We start from the raw sequence: 15,955 nt of genomic DNA on the forward strand, positions 1-15,955 counted from the left end.
CGTGCGACGCCGGCCGCGGGGATCAGCTGCGGATGTCCTCGTAGAGCAGGGTGGAGATGTAGCGTTCGCCGAAGTCGCAGGCGAGGGTCACGATGAGTTTGTCGCGATACTCCTCGCGGGCGGCGACCTCGAGTGCGGCGGCCACGTTGGCGCCGGTGGAGATCCCGCCGAGGATGCCTTCCTGCGTGCCCAGGTCACGCGCAGTCTCGAGCGCCTTGTCCAGATTGGCGGTGACGACCTCGTCGTAGATCTCCCGGTCGAGGATGTCCGGGACGAAGTTCGGCCCGATGCCCTGGATCTTGTGAGGACCGGGAGCTCCGCCGGAGAGGATCGGCGAGTCCTCAGGCTCCACCGCGACGATGTGGATCTCCGGCTTGTGCTCACGCAGACGCCGACCGGCACCGGTGATGGTGCCTCCGGTCCCGATGCCCGAGACCAGGACGTCGACGGCACCGTCAGTGTCCTCCCAGATCTCCGCACCAGTGGTGTTGTAGTGCACCAGCGGGTTGGCCTCGTTGGCGAACTGTCGTGCCCAGATCGAGTTCTCGGTCTCCTCCACGATGGCCTTGGCCTTCTCGACTGCGCCGCGCATGCCGTCGGCCCCCGGGGTCAGCACGATCTCGGCGCCGAAAGCGCGCAGCATGACCCGCCGCTCTGTGGACATCGTCTCCGGCATGGTGAGCACCACCCGGTAGCCGCGTGCGGCTCCGACCATGGCCAGGGCAATGCCGGTGTTCCCGGAGGTGCCCTCCACGATGGTGCCGCCGGGCCTGAGCACTCCTGCGGCCTCCGCGGCATCCACGATGGAGGTGCCGATGCGGTCCTTCACGGAATTGGCGGGGGAGTAGTACTCGAGCTTGACCGCCACATTTCCGGGCAGATTGGCGTCGAGTCGGTTGAGCCGCACCAGCGGCGTGCTGCCGACGGCCTGGGTGATGTTGTCCAGGATCTTGGCCATGGTGGTGGAACCTCTTCCAGGAGGGTGGTGGGATCTGACGCGCAGGCTGGTGGGGCTGCCTCACCCCGTCGGGGAGAGCACCCCGGCTCTGACTCTATCGGCTGATCAGACCAGGATGTCCTCCCGGAGCCACGCGGCGTAATGCTGGCGCAGTCGCGCGACCTTCGGGTCGATGATCACCTGGCAGTAGCCGACGCCGGGCCGGCGGGCGTGGAAGTTCTGATGCACCGGCTCGGCCTCGAAGACCGGGCCCAGCGGCTCCAGCTGCGTGACGATGGGACGCTCATAGGCGGCCTGCGCCCGCTCGATCGCCGCGTGGAACTCCGCACGCTCGTGCTCATCGGCGTAGAACATCGCCGAGCGATAGTGGGTGCCGACGTCGTATCCCTGCCGGTTCAGCGAGGTCGGGTCATGGGAGGTGAAGAAGACCTCGAAGAGGATCTCGGCAGGAATCACCTCCGGGTCGAAGACGATCTCCACCGCCTCGGCATGTCCGGTGGTCCCGGAGCAGACGGACTCGTAGTCCGCGGGACCCTGACCGCCGGTATAGACGCTGCGCACCGCGTGGACACCCTGCAGGCGACGGGCCAGGGAGTCCAGGCACCAGAAGCATCCGGCTGCCAGCACCAGGGTCCGTAGCGAGGGCGCACCGGGTCTCGTCGGGTCACTGTGGATCGTCATGACTGCGACAACTCCGGCGGACGCGCGGACATTCCTCCATCGGGCAAGTGCCCCGGATCTGGTGTGTCCCTGGTGATCCCTCAGGCCGACGGGGTAGAACTGGAGCCATGGCACACACTTCCGGGATCGGATCCCGCACCGACCAGCCCGCCGAGGACGTCGCCGCCGCATCGCCGGTGCCGCCGCACCGCCAGACCCCGTTGCTCGGCGACGTGCTCGAGATCGTCGAGGAGCTCTGGCCCGTCGGCCTGGCCGAGGACTGGGACGCGGTCGGACTGGTCTCAGGTCGCCGTGACCGCCCGGTGGAGCTCATCCATTTCGCCGTGGACCCGGTGCGCGCAGTGGTGGAGGAGGCCTGTGCCGCCGACGCCGACCTGCTCATCACCCATCACCCGTTGCTGCTGCGGCCGGTGCAGAGCGTCGAGGCAGGGACCTTCAAGGGGGAGATCATCCACCGTCTCATCGAGTCCGGCTGCGCGCTGCTGACTGCGCACACCAACGGGGACTCCGCCGTCGGCGGGGTCAACGACGTGCTCGCCGAGATCCTGGGGCTCGAGGATGCCGAGCCGCTGAGTCCTGCCCCCGACGGTCTTCAGGAGGAGGGTCTGGGCCGCCTGGGGACTCTTCCCCAGGGGACCACGCTCGGGGAGTTCGCCGCCACGGTCTTCTCCATCCTGCCGGCGGTGGCAGGCGGCGTGCGGGTGGCCGGGGATCGCGACGCCTTCATCCGGCGGGTGGCGCTGTGCGGAGGCGCCGGTGACGGCCTGCTGCAGGCCGCGCGCGACGCGGAGGCCGACGTCTACATCACCGGCGACCTGCGCCACCACCCGGCCTCTGAAGCTCGTGAGGCGGTGCGGGACGGGCGGCCCTATCTGATCGACGTCTCCCACTTCGCCAGCGAGTGGCTGTGGCTCCCCGCCGCGGCGCACGCCTTGGACCGTGCGCTGACCGATCGCGGCTACGATGTGGAGGTCGCCGTCAGCGGCATCAACACCGACCCCTGGGACTTCGTGATCACTCCGGGTCGGTGATCCGGACACTTCGGTGATGCCCCCTGGTCCGGTGACGAGCCACTCAGCCAGGACGTGACAGGAGAGACGTGACCACCTTGATCATCGAGGCCGACGGCGGCAGCCGCGGCAACCCGGGCACCGCCGGATCCGGAGCCCTCGTGCGGGACGCGCAGGGCAGGATCCTCGCCACCCAGGCGACCCCGATCGGGAAGGCCTCGAACAACGTGGCCGAGTACACGGGGCTGATCGACGGCCTGAACCTGGTTCGGCAGATCGATCCGGAGGCCACCGTCGAGGTGCGTATGGACTCCAAGCTCGTCGTCGAGCAGATGAGCGGACGCTGGAAGATCAAGCACCCCGACATGCAGCGTCTGGCCCAGGAGGCGTCGCAGATCCTGCCGCTGATGAACGTCACCTTCACCTGGATTCCCCGGGCCAAGAACGGCGACGCCGACGCGCTGAGCAACGAGGCGATGGACGCCGCCGCCGCAGGTACCTCGTGGGACCCGGCGGCCAGTCGCATCCAGCCGACCCGCTGAGGCGCCCTGCGGAGCGGGTCGACGGCCCGGCCGAGAGGCTGTTCAGCCCCGCTCGATCTCAGCCCTGCTCGATAATCAGCCCTGCTCGATGAGGTCCAGCTGGTGGGGCGTGCGGCCGGTGGCCGGGCGCACCTCGACCTCCCAGCGGGCGGCGGCGAGCTGGGCGACGTCGTCGACCGTGCGCGGCTCCTGCTCCGCACGCAGAGCCATGCCGGTGAGCACGCCACGGGCGTGCTTGGCGAAGTGGGTGACCACCTTCCGCTCGCCCGCACGCTCGGTGAAGCTGTTGACCACCAGGGTCTGGTCCGGCTCGGGCCGGAAGGCCGCCGCGTAGCCGGCCGACCGGCAGTCCAGCACCAGCTGGTCGCCCACCCGCCGGCGCAGCGGCTCGGCCAGAGCCCGGCGCCAGTAGCCGCCCAGCTTGCCCGGACCCTGACCGTCTGCGGGGGAGAGGTCGACCCCCATGGAGAGCCGGTAGGCGGGGATCCGGTCGGCGAACGAGGTCGCCCCGAAGAGGCCGGAGAAGACCAGCACCTGCTCGGCGGCTCGCGCCGAGGCCGCCGCAGGCAGCGCCGAGGCGTCCAGAGCATCAAAGAGCACGCCGGTGTAGACCTCATGGGCCGGCGCGGCCGGTGCCTCCCAGAGCCGTCGGTTCTGCTCGACCTCCTCCATCACCCTGGCTCCGACCTTGAGGACCTGCTGGGCGTCGTCCTGCCGGCTGATCCGGATGAGTGCGTCCACGGCGGCCCGGCGCTGCTCCTCGACCTCGGGGAGGGCCATGAACGTCAGGTCAAGGGGCGCGGCGTGCTCGTCTCGCGGAGCAGTCTTGCCTTCGGAGGGTGGGAGAAAGATCAGCACCGCAGCAGGCTACCAGCGCCGACGGCCGCCGGGGATACGACGGCCGCGATGGTCAGAGCACCTGCGCTCCCGCGCGCCGGAACGGAGCCATGGCGCGGCGCAGACCGCCCTCCGATGCTATTCCGACCGGCAGGATGGAGACGCGGGCACACAGGTCCATGAGAGTCTCGAGCTGCTCCTCCAGCTCCAGGACGGCGGCCTCCTGCCGAAGGTGAGTGCCTCCGCGGCCGACGGTGGGGCGGCCGTCGGAGATGATCACCACTCGGCGGTGCGCCGGTTCGTCCTCGGACACCATGGCTGCGGCGAGCTCGAGCGCATGGACCAGGGGAGTGCCGCCGCCGGCGGGCTCACGCCGTGCTGCCTCTCGGATCCGAGACACGCTGGTGGAGCGGGTGACCAGCACGCGGGCGGCGGCGCCCGAGGCCAGCACCATGCTGACCGCGCCCCGCCGGGACGCCGAGGAGGAGATCAGCTCGTCGACCTCCTGGGCCGCTCGGGCGATTCCGCCTGCCCCCATCGATGACGAGCCGTCCACCACGACCACGGTGTGCAGGCCGCCTCTGCGCCGACGCAGCACGCCGCGGAGGTCCTGGCTCTGGACTCTGGCGGGGGCCTGGCCTGTTCCGTGCGCAGCGGCGTGGCGTCGGGCAGCCCGGCGCAGAGTCGGGGCGATGGCGATCACCCCGCCCGCGCGCTCCACCGGGACTTCGCGCATCATCCGACCGCGATCTGTGGAGAGGCTCTCGGAGCCGCCTCGGCCCGCATGATGGCGGCGGGCCATGGCGTCTCGACGAGCCGGGGGAGTCGCCGTCGTGGGCATCCCGGAGGGTCTCACCCCCGCCCCTGCCTGCAGGCTGAACTCCAGGCTCTCCGCATCCAGGCGCAGCTCGCCGAGGTCGACGGCGAGAGCTTCGGCGTCGTCGTGGCCGTGGCCTCCCGCAGGACTCGACGCGTCCGGACCGGGAGAGTCGGGCGCGGCGGCACAATCGCTCGCCGAGTCCTCGTCGGCGTCCTCCACGCCGTCTTCGCCCGTCTGCTCCCCGCCCTCGACATCGGCCGGGGCGGGGGTCGAGGGGACTCCTGGGGAGCTGGCTTCCGTGAGTGCCGCCGCCTGGGTCTCCTCAGGATCCTCGGCGGATGGGGCGGTCTCCGCGCCGGCTCCCGGTGCAGGGGGCTGCTCCTCCTCCGTCGCGCTGGCTTCTGAAAGATCGGCCGGCTCGTCGTCGTCGCCGGGCTGGGCGTCGGGCTCCGAGGGCTGGTCGACATCCGGGGACGGACCGCTTCCCGGCGCCTGTTCGGCGGAGGGTTCCTCCTCCGCGGTGCCCTGGTCGGGGGCCGACCCGTCCTCGGGCGTGCAGCTGGAAGCCTCCTCGGCGAGGTCGTCGGAGGAACCACGCGCCACCTGCCGGGGAACAGCGACGACCGCCTCCACCAGCGCCAGTGCATGGTCGACCCCGACCTGTTCCGCCAGTCCCGCCGCCAGATGGGTCGCCGCGGCGTCCAGTCCATGGTCGTGGCAGTCGGCCCGTGCCAGGAGAGAGACCACGCGGGCGGCGAGGGCATCGGAGGTCCCGGCCCCTGGCTCATCGTCGTCCACCGCGCGCGCCTGGCCCGCCCAGTCAGCCCGATCCGCCCAGTCAGCCCGATCCGCCCGATCCGCCCGGTCTGCTCGGTCTGCTCGGTCCAGAGGCGACGTGGTGCCGGTGAATCGGAGAATGGCAGTGCACCGGCGCAGCAGTGCCGGCGGCACGTCCTCGAGATCAGCCGCCATGGCGAGCAGGCGCGGCGAGTCCAGTGCCGCGATCTGCTCTGCCGTCATCATTGACGCGTGGCCGATCGAGGCATCGGCCGCCGGAAGCAGACGACGGAATGCGGCCTCGGCCAGCAGTGCATCCCCGGTGCACAGCACACCGCATGCTGCCCCAGCCTCCCACGCCGTCATCACCAGCTGCAGGGGTACCTCGATGGCCGGCAGCGCGTCCCCGCCCAGTGCCGAGGCCAGCGACGTGATTCGATCCGGGCGCCGCTGGAGACGTCGGGGGTCTCCGGGGACGGCTTGGCCCCTCATGCAGCACGAAGTCCGAGCACGCGGGCGGCGCTGAGCTTCACCCGGGCGGCCGGTGTGGTGCTGCGGTCCCCGGGGCGGGAGGGGGTGCGGTGCTGCAGTGCGGGCACGGCGGCGAAGGCGACATCGGTGGGGGTGACCTCGTCACGGCCGGCCAGCGCCGCCAGAGCTCGCGCGCTGCGCGCCAGCACCAGGTCAGCACGATGTCCGACGGCACCCGACTCCACGCAGACGTCGACGATCCGGTCCAGCATCGAGTCCGGGAGCGCCACGGCTCCCAGGCGTGCCCGGGCGGAGAGGGTCCGGTCCGCGAGCTGGGTCTGGCGGCCCTGCCAGCCTCGGGCGAAGGCCTCCGGGTCGGCGTCGTGGTCCAGCCGGCGGCGCACGATCTCGACCCGCAGCGCCGGGTCCGCGATGGTGCGGACATCGGTGGCCAGGCCGAAGCGGTCCTCCAGCTGAGGGCGCAGCTGACCCTCCTCGGGATTGCCGCTGCCCACCAGCACGAACCGGGCCGGATGGGTGTGGCTGAGGCCGTCCCGCTCCACCCGGTTGACCCCTGAGGCCGAGACGTCGAGCAGGACGTCCACCAGGAAGTCGTCGAGGAGGTTGACCTCATCGATGTAGAGGAAGCCACCATGGGCGTCGCTGAGGATCCCGGGAGCGAAGACGATCTCTCCCCGCAGCGCCTTGTCCACGTCCAGGCTGCCGAGCACGCGATCCTCGGTGGCGCCGAGGGGCATCTCCGCCACCGGCATGTCGATCTCGTGGTGGCGGAGGAGATCGCCCAGGGCTCTGATGGTGGTGGTCTTCGCCGTCCCCCGGTCTCCGAGGGCGAGGACGCCGCCGATGGCGGGGTCCACGGCGTTGAGGACGAGACAGTTCTTCAACGCATCCTGGCCGAGCACGGCAGTGAAGGGAAACACAGGAGAAGAATCTAGGAGAAATGCGAACGATTCGCAATACAGTGTGATCAATGGCAGGCGCAGGAGGCTTCCCGTCCTGTGGAAAAGCGAGTCAGCAGTGATCCTCCTGCTGATACGCTCGGCCCCAGGGTCATGCCTGCACATCACGGTCGGGGCGGCGACGCAGCCGCCGTGGCGTGGGTGCATCGGCTGACCCGCGGACACTGAAGAATCACGAGACGCACCTGAAGAACATCCAGCTGAAGAGGTACTGACCTGATGCTCGAGACACTGCTCGGGGCGAGCCTGTTCGTCCCCATCCTCGGCCTGATCCTGGTGGTGGTCGTGGCGATCGCCGCGATCGTCGCGCGCTACCGCATCGCGAAGCCGAACGAAGCGATCATCGTCTCCGGATCGGGATCCAAGCGCAGCGCCGACTCCGGACTGCCGGCGACCCAGAAGATCGTCCAGGGCGGAGGGACCTTCGTCCTGCCCTTCGTCCAGAAGTCCGACTCCATGTCCCTGGAGTCTCGCAAGGTCCTCCTCGAGACCTCGGCGATCACCCAGAACGGCATCAACCTCCACGTGGAGGCCGTCGCACTGGTCAAGGTCGATGGCAAGGAGGACTCCATCCGTGCCGCCGCCCAGCGTTTCCTGGGACAGCAGCAGGAGATCGAGCGGTTCACCAAGGACGTCCTCGAAGCCTCCCTGCGTTCCATCCTGGGCACCATGACCGTGGAGCAGGTCAACCGGGAGCGGGAGGCCTTCGCCACCCGTGCACTGGACGAGTCCGAGTCCACTCTGACCAACCAGGGCCTGCTGCTGGACGCCTTCCAGATCCAGGGCATCAGTGACGACAACGACTACCTCGTCGACCTCGGCCGCCCCGAGGCCGCCAAGGTCAAGCGCGATGCTGACATCGCCGAGGAGAACGCCCGTCGGGAGTCGGAGCGGGCCCATATCGCCGCTGAGCAAGAGATCCTCGAATCACAGCGAGAGCTGGACCTGCGCAACGCCACCATCCGTGAGGAGACCGACCAGGCCAAGGCGAAGGCCGCGGCCGCCGGTCCGCGGGCGGAGGCCGAGGCCCAGCGCGCGGTGGTCGACCAGCAGCGCGAGACCGCTGAGCGGCGGGCCCAGCTGCGCGAGCAGGAGCTCGTGGCCGAGGTGCACAAGCAGGCCGACGCCGACCGCTACCGCGCCGAGCAGGAGGCCGAGGCGCGGCGCGTGGCGGAGGTCTCTGAGGCGCAGGCTCAGGCTGAGCGGGTCCGGCTGGCCGCCGAGGCGGACCTGGATCGCCGCGAGAAGGAGGCCCGGGCCGTTCGGTTGGAGGGCGAGGCCGAGGCTGCCGCCATCCGCGAGCGGGGGCAGGCGGAGGCCCTGGCCCTGCATGAGAAGGGCGAGGCCTACCGCAGCTTCGGACAGGCGGCCATCATGGACCGCATCATCGCCACGCTGCCGGAGATCGCCCATGAGGCGGCCGCGCCGATGAACAACATCGACTCGCTGACGGTGATCGACTCCGCCGGCGCCAACAAGGTCGTCAAGAACGGCATCGACAACGTCAATCAGGCCGTGGAGCTGGCCAGCTCCACCCTGGGAGTCGACCTGCGCGAGCTGCTGAAGAACTTCACCGGCCAGGACCTCACGGCGACCGGCGTACAGGCCGACCACGAGCAGCCCTCTGCCGAGGCCGTCACGGACGGCGACTCCGAGGAGGCCAAGTCTGCTGGGTCGGACTCTGACGCAGCCAGGACCTCCGCGTCCGGGCAGGACTGACCCGGGAGACACCGTGGTCATCTGGTTCATCCTCGTCGCCGTCGTCTTCACCGTCCTGACGGTGGTCACGTTCTTCCTCGACGGCCTGCTGGACTCGGTGCTGCCGGACCTCGGCGGGGACGGGCTGCTGTCTTCGACATCGCTCTGCGCCGCGGTGGCCGGCGCCGGCTACGGGGGATGGATGGGGCTGGGCGCGCTCGAGCTCGGGACGGCCGGCGGACTGCTGCTGGCCGGACTGGCCGCCCTGGTGGTGCTCGCGGTGACCGGCCTGGCACTGCGGGCGGTGCGCCGTGCGGAGACTCCCCAGGCTCGCTTGGAGGATACGATCGGGACCCTGGGCAAAGCTCTTACCGGAGCGCCCGCGGGCAGCCCTTTCGAGTTCACCGTTCCGCATCACGGTCACCCCCTGAAAATCTCCGCAGTGGCGGAACACGACGTCGTCCAGGGGGAGGAGCTCGCCGTGGAGGAGGTCGTCTCACCGACCCGACTTCGGGTCGCTCCGCCCCGCTGAGGGCCCCGTCCGGCTCGAGGTCCGGCAGATTCGGGAGAGAAGAGTCACCCCTGCCCAGCATCGGTCCGGGCAGGGCTCGTCGCTGGCGTACTATGGACACCCGGGACGGGTCGGCCGGGCCATCGCGCCGCCGCAAGGCCCCGACTGCGCCAGGGTGCGCGGTCGGATAACTGCGGCGTCGAGGAACGTCCGGACTCCACAGGGCAGGATGGTGGGTAACGCCCACTCGGGGAGACCCGCAGGCCAGTGCCACAGAAAACAGACCGCCCGCTGTGCGCCCTCGGGCGTTCGCAGCGGGTAAGGGTGAAACGGCGGTGTAAGAGACCACCAGCGCGGCAGGTGACTGCTGCGGCTCGGCAAACCCCATCCGGTGCAAGGTCGAACAGGATGCGTCCGAGGGCTGCCCGCCTGAGCATCCGGGTTGACCGCTCGAGGCCCGTGGTGACACGCGGCCCAGATGGATGATGGCCTCCGCACGTCACGTGCGGAACAGAATCCGGCGTACAGGCCGGCCCGTCCCACTCGCCCCGCCCGCCGACCTCGGCGCGCGGGGTGTTCTGTCTCACATGTGACGTCGGTGGTGGCCGCTGTGACTCCGACCCCCGCTCCGACGCTCTAGACTGGGCCGAGGAACGCTTCGACGACGCGCCGCGGCGAGGATGCCGGCGGTGCGAGGCACTCCGCCCAAGACAATGACGTCTTCACGGAAGGAACACAACTGTGCCGCACCATGCTGACGAGCACCTCCAGCAGTGGATCGACAGAGAGTCCATGGCGGAAGCCATGATTCCGCTGATCGGCCGGCTCTACCGCGAGAACAACGTGGTGACCGGGATCCACGGCCGGAAACTTGTCAATCAGTCCGCCATCGACATCCTCAAGGCCCACCGATTCGCCCGTCAGGTGGATGAGACTGAGCTCCCCATCGCTGAGACGCTTCCCCTGGTGGAGGCCCTGACCACTCTGGACCTCGGCGCGGCCAGCGTGGACATCGCCCGCCTGAACTCCAAGTTCAAGAAGTCGGGATCCGAGGATCTCGTCGCCTTCCTGCGCGACGAGCTCTCCGAGGTCGTGAGCCGCCGAGGAGAGGGCGGCTCCGAGCCGCGTGACGTCGTCCTCTACGGTTTCGGCCGCATCGGCCGTCTGCTGGCACGGATCCTGGTGGGCCGAGCCTCTTCGGCCTCCGGACTGCGACTGCGAGCCATCGTGGTGCGCCGTGGTTCGGAGAATGATCTCGCCAAGCGCGCCTCGCTGCTGCGGCGAGACTCGGTGCACGGTCCGTTCGCCGGTTCGATTCGTCTCGACGAGGAGAACCAGGCGATCATCGCCAACGGGACGTGGATCAAGGTCATCTATGCCGACGATCCCGCGGCGGTGGACTACACCGTCCACGACATCGACGACGCGGTGGTGGTGGACAACACGGGCCGCTGGCGCGACGAGGAGGGCCTCAGCCAGCACCTCAGGGCACCTGGCGTGTCCCGGGTGCTGCTCACAGCACCGGGCCAGGGGGGTATCAAGAACATCGTCTTCGGCGTGAACCATGATGACATCACCTCTGAGGACCGCATCCTCTCCGCGGCGTCCTGCACCACCAATGCCATCACGCCGGTGGCCAAGCTGATGCACGAGGCCTACGGGATCGATCATGGGCACGTGGAGACGGTCCACTCCTACACCAATGACCAGAACCTCATCGACAACTTCCACAAGGGGGAGCGTCGGGGTCGTTCGGCGGCGCTGAACATGGTGCTCACCGAGACCGGGGCCGCCAAGGCCGTGGCCAAGGCGCTGCCGGAGCTGAGCGGGAAGCTCTCTGGCAACTCGATCCGCGTGCCCACCCCGGACGTCTCCATGGCGATCCTGAACCTGGAGCTGGAGCGGGAGACCAGCAAGGACGAGCTCAACCGGTTCCTGCGCCGGGAGTCGCTGGAGGGCTCGCTGCACAAGCAGGTCGACTACATCGACTCCGCCGAGGTCGTCTCCACCGATTTCGTGGGCACCCGCGCGGCCGGGATAGTCGATGGCCTGGCCACGATCGTCAACGGGCGCCAGGCGATCCTCTACGTCTGGTATGACAACGAGTTCGGCTACTCCGCTCAGGTCATCCGCACCCTGGAGCAGATGACCGATGCCGCCCCCGTGAAGTTCCCGCGCGTGGAGGATCTCGCCCCAGCTCCCGTCTGAGCCGACCTCTGGTCCCGCAGCGCCGGGTCATGCGGTGCCGCAGACGACGAGGCCCCGGACGAATGATCCTGAGAGGGACCTTTCGTCCGGGGCCTCGTCGTGACGCCGGCTGGGGTCGAGCCTCAGTCGCGGGTGAGCTTGCGGTGGGTGACCCGGTGCGGGCGGGCCGCCTCGGGACCGAGACGGTCGACCTTGTTGCTCTCGTAGGACTCGAAGTTCCCCTCGAACCAGTACCAGCGGGCCGGGTCCTGTTCGGTGCCCTCCCAGGCCAGGATGTGGGTGGCCACACGGTCGAGGAACCAGCGATCGTGGGAGATGACCACGGCGCAGCCCGGGAACTCCAGCAGTGCGTTCTCCAGTGAGCCCAGGGTCTCGACGTCGAGATCGTTGGTCGGCTCGTCCAGCAGCAGCAGGTTGCCGCCCTGCTTGAGGGTCAGGGCGAGGTTCAGGCGGTTGCGCTCACCGCCGGAGAGCACCCCGGCCTTCTTCTGCTGATCTGGTCCCTTGAAACCGAAGGCGGAGACATAGGCGCGGGAGGGCATCTCCACATTGCCGACCTTGATGTAGTCGAGCCCGTCAGAGACCACCTCCCAGAGGGACTTCTCCGGGTCGATGCCCGCACGCGACTGGTCGACATAGGAGATCTTCACCGATTCACCCACGGTGAGCTCGCCGTCGTCCAGTCCCTCGAGTCCCACGATGGACTTGAACAGCGTGGACTTCCCGACGCCGTTGGGGCCGATCACCCCGACGATGCCGTTGCGGGGCAGGGAGAAGGACAGGCCGTCGATCAGCTGCCGGTCCCCGAATCCCTTCTGCAGGTTCCCGGCCTCGATGACCTGTGTGCCCAGGCGAGGGCCGGGCGGGATCTGGATCTCCTCGAAGTCCAGCTTCTTCGTGCGTTCAGCCTCAGCAGCCATCTCCTCATACCGGGCCAGACGAGCCTTGGACTTGGCCTGCCGCCCCTTGGCGTTGGAGCGGACCCAGTCGAGCTCGTCGGAGAGGCGCCGGGCCATCTTGGCGTCCTTCTTCCCCTGGATCTCCAGACGGGAGCGCTTCTTCTCCAAGTAGGTGGAGTAGTTCCCCTCGTAGGGGTAGAGGCGTCCGCGGTCGACCTCGCAGATCCACTGGGCGACATGGTCGAGGAAGTAGCGGTCGTGGGTCACGGCGAGGACCGCACCCTCGTAGTCCGCCAGGTGCTGTTCGAGCCACAGAACAGACTCGGCGTCGAGGTGGTTCGTCGGCTCATCGAGCAGCAGCAGGTCCGGCTTGGACAGCAGCAGCCTGCACAGGGCCACACGGCGACGCTCACCGCCGGAGAGGTGGGTGACCTGCTCGTCGCCCGGCGGGCAGCGGAGGGCATCCATAGCCTGCTCGAGCTGGGAGTCCAGGTCCCAGGCGTTCGCCGCGTCGATGGACTCCTGGAGCTTGCCCATCTCGTCCATCAGGGCGTCGAAGTCAGCGTCCGGATTGGCCATCTCGTCGGAGATGTCGTTGTAGCGCTGGAGCTTTCCGTAGATCTCTCCCACGCCCTCCTGGACGTTGCCGAGCACAGTCTTGTCCTCGTTCAGCGGCGGCTCCTGCAGGAGGATGCCGACCGAGTATCCCGGGGAGAGCCGGGCCTCGCCGTTGGAGGGCTGGTCGAGACCCGCCATGATCTTCAGGATCGTCGACTTTCCTGCCCCGTTGGGGCCCACGACGCCGATCTTCGCTCCTGGGTAGAACGACATCGTGACGTCGTCGAGGATGACCTTGTCGCCCACCTTCTTGCGGGCCTTGACCATGCTGTAAATGAACTCTGCCATGGACCCCAGGCTAGTCGGCTCCTGTGCTGTTCGCCCAATGGACCGCCGTCGTGCGGCCCATGTGACCGCGCCCGACCCGTCTCACATCGCGCCTGAAGCGCCTGGGGGAGACGGCTTCCGCACGGCCATCCCGCACCGAAGCGCCCGCCGCGAGTGCTGGGGGGGGGGGGGGATCGAAGACTCCGCTCAGAAGGGGGCGTCGACACTCTCGGCCCCGGCGAGCTCCTCGTCCCCGCGCAAAGAGACCTCCGGGGAGGAGCCGTGGCCTGCCCCTGCGGCGGCATCCGGTCCTGGATCCCGTGCTTCCGAGTCGGCGAGGTCCGCTGTGTCCTCGGTGGACGTCAGGCCCGCGCCCGCTGAGCCCCAGCCGCTCGCCGAGTCGGCGGACTGCCCGCCGAGCCGGATGAAAGAACCGGTGCCGAAGGTCAGATCATGACCCACACCGTCGGCATCGATCTCCACGGAGGTGCCGCGCTGGCCGGTGTCGTTGGCCCACTGGCGAACTTTGAGACGGCCGGTGACCAGCACCGGATCGCCCTTGGAGACTGTGGTGCGGACGTTCTGTGCCAGAGCGCGGAAGCAGGTCACGGTGAACCAGTTGGTCTCTCCGTCGACCCACTCGCCACGCTCGCGGTCGAAGCGCCGCGGAGTGGAGGCCAGTCGGAAGCTGGAGATCGGCAGTCCCTTGTCGGTGGTGATGGTCCGCACCTCGTTGCCGATGAATCCGCGGACGGTGACGGTCTCGTTCATGATGTCCTCCTGGGGAGCTCGTGCTGGTGGTGATGCTCGGGTGGGTTGGGGTCGTGCATGTGATCCGGTCCATGTGATCCGGTCCATGTGATCCGGTGGAGCCAGTCTGTGCGGCCATCCGGTCAGGAGCGAGCGGATCATCGGCCCCTGTGGAGGTGACGGCGTGTCGCCAGGGGGCGCAGGTCGCCTGTGGAGGAACGAACTCGGTAGACTGGATGATCGGACTGGAGGGGAACCCCGGCACGGCCCTGCCTCAGGGTGCGGCGCGGGGCTCCGACCAGCACCAGCCTCGGTAGCTCAGGGGATAGAGCAGCGGCCTTCTAATCCGCCGGTCGGGGGTTCGAATCCCTCCCGGGGCGCTTGACGCGTTCACAGAAGATGCAGCTGGCCGCCGTGATGACGGCGGCCTCCTTGCTGTACCTGGTGCACTCTCTGCTGCGCTTCCGCAATTTCGAGGCCAAGGGGTACGACCTCGGCATCTTCGACCAGGCGGTCCGGCAGTACGCCCTGTTCAGCGCACCGATCGTCCCGATCAAGGGTGAGGACTTCCACCTGCTCGGCGATCACTTCCATCCGATCATCGCTGCTCTGGCCCCGCTCTACTGGCTCTGGGACGACCCGCGGATGCTCAACATCGCGATGACGGCCCTGCTGGTCTCCACCGCGATCCCGGTCCATCTGGTGGTGCAGGGCTGGTTCGGCCATCGGGCGGGTCTGCTCAGCGCCGCCGCCCTGCTGCTGTTCTGGCCGTTCCAGGCGATCACCAACTGGGACTTCCACGAGATCGCCTTCGGCGTTCCGATCATCGCCTGGGTGATCTGGGCGATCGAGCGTCACCGTCCCTGGCTGGCGGTCGGCCTCTCAGCGATCCTTCTGCTGGTCCGGGAGGATCTCGGCGTCACGCTGATCGCGATCGCCCTCGTGCTCGCCCTGCGTCGCTGGTGGCTGCCGGCCCTGACCACGGCGGCACTGGGGGGTCTCGGCTACTGGTTCGCCACCGAGGTGGTCATCCCGCACTTCTCGCCGGCCGGAGAGTTCGGCTACTGGGAGTTCACCGCACTGGGCGCGTCGGCGGGCGCCGCCGTGGTCTTCATGCTCACCCAGCCGTGGAACGCCGCTGTCGTCCTGGTCGACCATCCGCTCAAGGTCGGCCTGTGGCTGCTGCATTTCCTGCCGCTGTGGCTGCTGCCCTTCGCCTCGCCCTATGTGATCATCGGTGCGCCGATCCTGCTCTCCCGCCTCTTCAACGACCGACTCAACGTCTGGGCGCCCGTCTACCAGTACGACGCGATCCTCGCTCCGGTCTTCCTGCTGGCGGCCCTGGACGTCCTGCGTCGGATTGCGACGCGCACAGCACCCCGCACCGCGGGCCGGCTCGCGGTCGCGCTGCCCTCCACCGTGCTGGCGGTGAGCCTGGTCGGCACGCTGTTCTTCCCCCAGGTCTTCCCCTTCCAGCGGACGCTCACCGCCGGCAACTGGGAGATGACGGAGCGCGCGCAGGCCCACGAGCGTGCCGTCGCAGAGATCCCCGACGGTGTCTGTGTCGAGGCCGCGGACACCGCAGTGCCGCATCTGGTGGACCGCACCCGTGTGGGGCTCCACGGCACCACCGCGGAGGAACGGCTGAGCTGGCTGATCATCGATGACCGCGTCGAGGAGCTCGGCGGCTCCGATCCGCTCACTCCCCGGGAGGCCTTCGACCGTGCCGAGCAGCTCGGCTTCGAGCCCGTGATCGCCGACGACCAGGGACTGTGGGTCTTCACCAGGGAGCTCGACGACGACGTCGACACGACCCGCTGTGCGGAATATCTGGCTCGCTGAGTCGTTGCGCTGACCAGGCCTGGTCTCCCTGGCTCCCGCTCCCGACACAGACGGGACCCGGGCTGCCTGCCCCGCACCGAGGCTTC

General features: G+C 69.0%; 13 protein-coding genes, 1 tRNA gene and 1 other RNA gene. 8 read left to right on the plus strand and 7 right to left on the minus strand.

The genetic code is table 11. The features are described from left to right. Positions 1-22: 22 nt before the first annotated feature. Both cysK and msrA read right to left on the minus strand, forming a co-directional pair. A complete protein-coding gene (cysK, locus tag ODE13_RS12580; RefSeq protein ID WP_322479594.1) occupies positions 23-958 on the minus strand; it encodes a cysteine synthase A in 936 nt (311 codons plus the stop codon). Between the two features lie 105 nt (positions 959-1,063). Beyond that, the gene (gene msrA, locus ODE13_RS12585) at positions 1,064-1,639 is read right to left on the minus strand and encodes a peptide-methionine (S)-S-oxide reductase MsrA (RefSeq protein WP_179542806.1); all 576 of its coding nucleotides are present in this window, start codon (positions 1,637-1,639) and stop codon (positions 1,064-1,066) included. Positions 1,640-1,746: 107 nt separating this feature from the next. On the opposite strand from msrA, the gene ODE13_RS12590 reads away from it, so the two are divergent. Together ODE13_RS12590 and ODE13_RS12595 are read left to right on the plus strand one after the other, a co-directional pair. Then, a complete protein-coding gene (locus tag ODE13_RS12590; RefSeq protein WP_322479595.1) occupies positions 1,747-2,670 on the plus strand; it encodes a Nif3-like dinuclear metal center hexameric protein in 924 nt (307 codons plus the stop codon). Between the two features lie 68 nt (positions 2,671-2,738). Further along, complete coding sequence (locus ODE13_RS12595; RefSeq protein ID WP_322479596.1) at positions 2,739-3,191, plus strand: reverse transcriptase-like protein; 453 nt, start codon at positions 2,739-2,741, stop codon at positions 3,189-3,191. A gap of 75 nt (positions 3,192-3,266) precedes the next feature. Here ODE13_RS12595 and ODE13_RS12600 read toward each other — a convergent pair whose 3' ends face one another. From ODE13_RS12600 to ODE13_RS12610, 3 genes are read right to left on the minus strand one after another with little or no spacing between them, the layout of a single operon-like run. Then, the gene (locus ODE13_RS12600) at positions 3,267-4,049 is read right to left on the minus strand and encodes a YaaA family protein (RefSeq protein WP_322479597.1); all 783 of its coding nucleotides are present in this window, start codon (positions 4,047-4,049) and stop codon (positions 3,267-3,269) included. A gap of 52 nt (positions 4,050-4,101) precedes the next feature. Then, positions 4,102-6,117 carry a VWA domain-containing protein gene (locus ODE13_RS12605; protein WP_322479598.1) on the minus strand — a complete coding sequence of 672 codons (2,016 nt, stop codon included), beginning with the start codon at positions 6,115-6,117 and terminating at the stop codon, positions 4,102-4,104. Next, positions 6,114-7,037, minus strand: coding sequence for an ATP-binding protein (locus ODE13_RS12610; protein WP_322479599.1), 924 nt, complete (start codon positions 7,035-7,037; stop codon positions 6,114-6,116). The genes ODE13_RS12605 and ODE13_RS12610 overlap by 4 nt, the downstream gene beginning before the upstream one ends. Positions 7,038-7,295: 258 nt before the next feature. On the opposite strand from ODE13_RS12610, the gene ODE13_RS12615 reads away from it, so the two are divergent. From ODE13_RS12615 to ODE13_RS12630, 4 genes are all read left to right on the plus strand, one after another. Beyond that, entirely contained in the window at positions 7,296-8,795 is a 1,500-nt protein-coding gene (locus ODE13_RS12615; protein WP_322479600.1) for a flotillin family protein, read from the plus strand. Between the two features lie 13 nt (positions 8,796-8,808). Then, positions 8,809-9,306 (plus strand): hypothetical protein, encoded by a 498-nt coding sequence (locus ODE13_RS12620; RefSeq protein WP_322479601.1) that lies wholly within the window; start codon positions 8,809-8,811, stop codon positions 9,304-9,306. Between the two features lie 106 nt (positions 9,307-9,412). Then, an RNA gene (rnpB, locus tag ODE13_RS12625) (RNase P RNA component class A) lies at positions 9,413-9,826 on the plus strand. Between the two features lie 200 nt (positions 9,827-10,026). Then, a complete protein-coding gene (locus ODE13_RS12630; protein ID WP_322479602.1) occupies positions 10,027-11,493 on the plus strand; it encodes a glyceraldehyde-3-phosphate dehydrogenase in 1,467 nt (488 codons plus the stop codon). A gap of 122 nt (positions 11,494-11,615) precedes the next feature. Here ODE13_RS12630 and ettA read toward each other — a convergent pair whose 3' ends face one another. Together ettA and ODE13_RS12640 are read right to left on the minus strand one after the other, a co-directional pair. Continuing rightward, on the minus strand, positions 11,616-13,298 hold the full coding sequence (gene ettA / locus ODE13_RS12635) for an energy-dependent translational throttle protein EttA (RefSeq protein ID WP_322479603.1): 1,683 nt from the start codon (positions 13,296-13,298) through the stop codon (positions 11,616-11,618). Positions 13,299-13,484: 186 nt separating this feature from the next. Next, positions 13,485-14,048 (minus strand): single-stranded DNA-binding protein, encoded by a 564-nt coding sequence (locus ODE13_RS12640; RefSeq protein ID WP_322479604.1) that lies wholly within the window; start codon positions 14,046-14,048, stop codon positions 13,485-13,487. Positions 14,049-14,334: 286 nt separating this feature from the next. On the opposite strand from ODE13_RS12640, the gene ODE13_RS12645 reads away from it, so the two are divergent. Both ODE13_RS12645 and ODE13_RS12650 read left to right on the plus strand, forming a co-directional pair. After that, positions 14,335-14,407, plus strand: a tRNA-Arg gene (locus tag ODE13_RS12645). A gap of 1 nt (position 14,408) precedes the next feature. Then, positions 14,409-15,869: a DUF2079 domain-containing protein gene (locus tag ODE13_RS12650; protein ID WP_322479605.1), complete on the plus strand. Its 1,461-nt coding sequence runs from the start codon at positions 14,409-14,411 to the stop codon at positions 15,867-15,869. The last annotated feature ends 86 nt before the right edge of the window (positions 15,870-15,955 follow it).

The sequence above is a fragment of the Nesterenkonia sp. HG001 genome, assembly GCF_034438835.1.
In the GTDB taxonomy this organism is placed as follows: domain Bacteria; phylum Actinomycetota; class Actinomycetes; order Actinomycetales; family Micrococcaceae; genus Nesterenkonia; species Nesterenkonia xinjiangensis.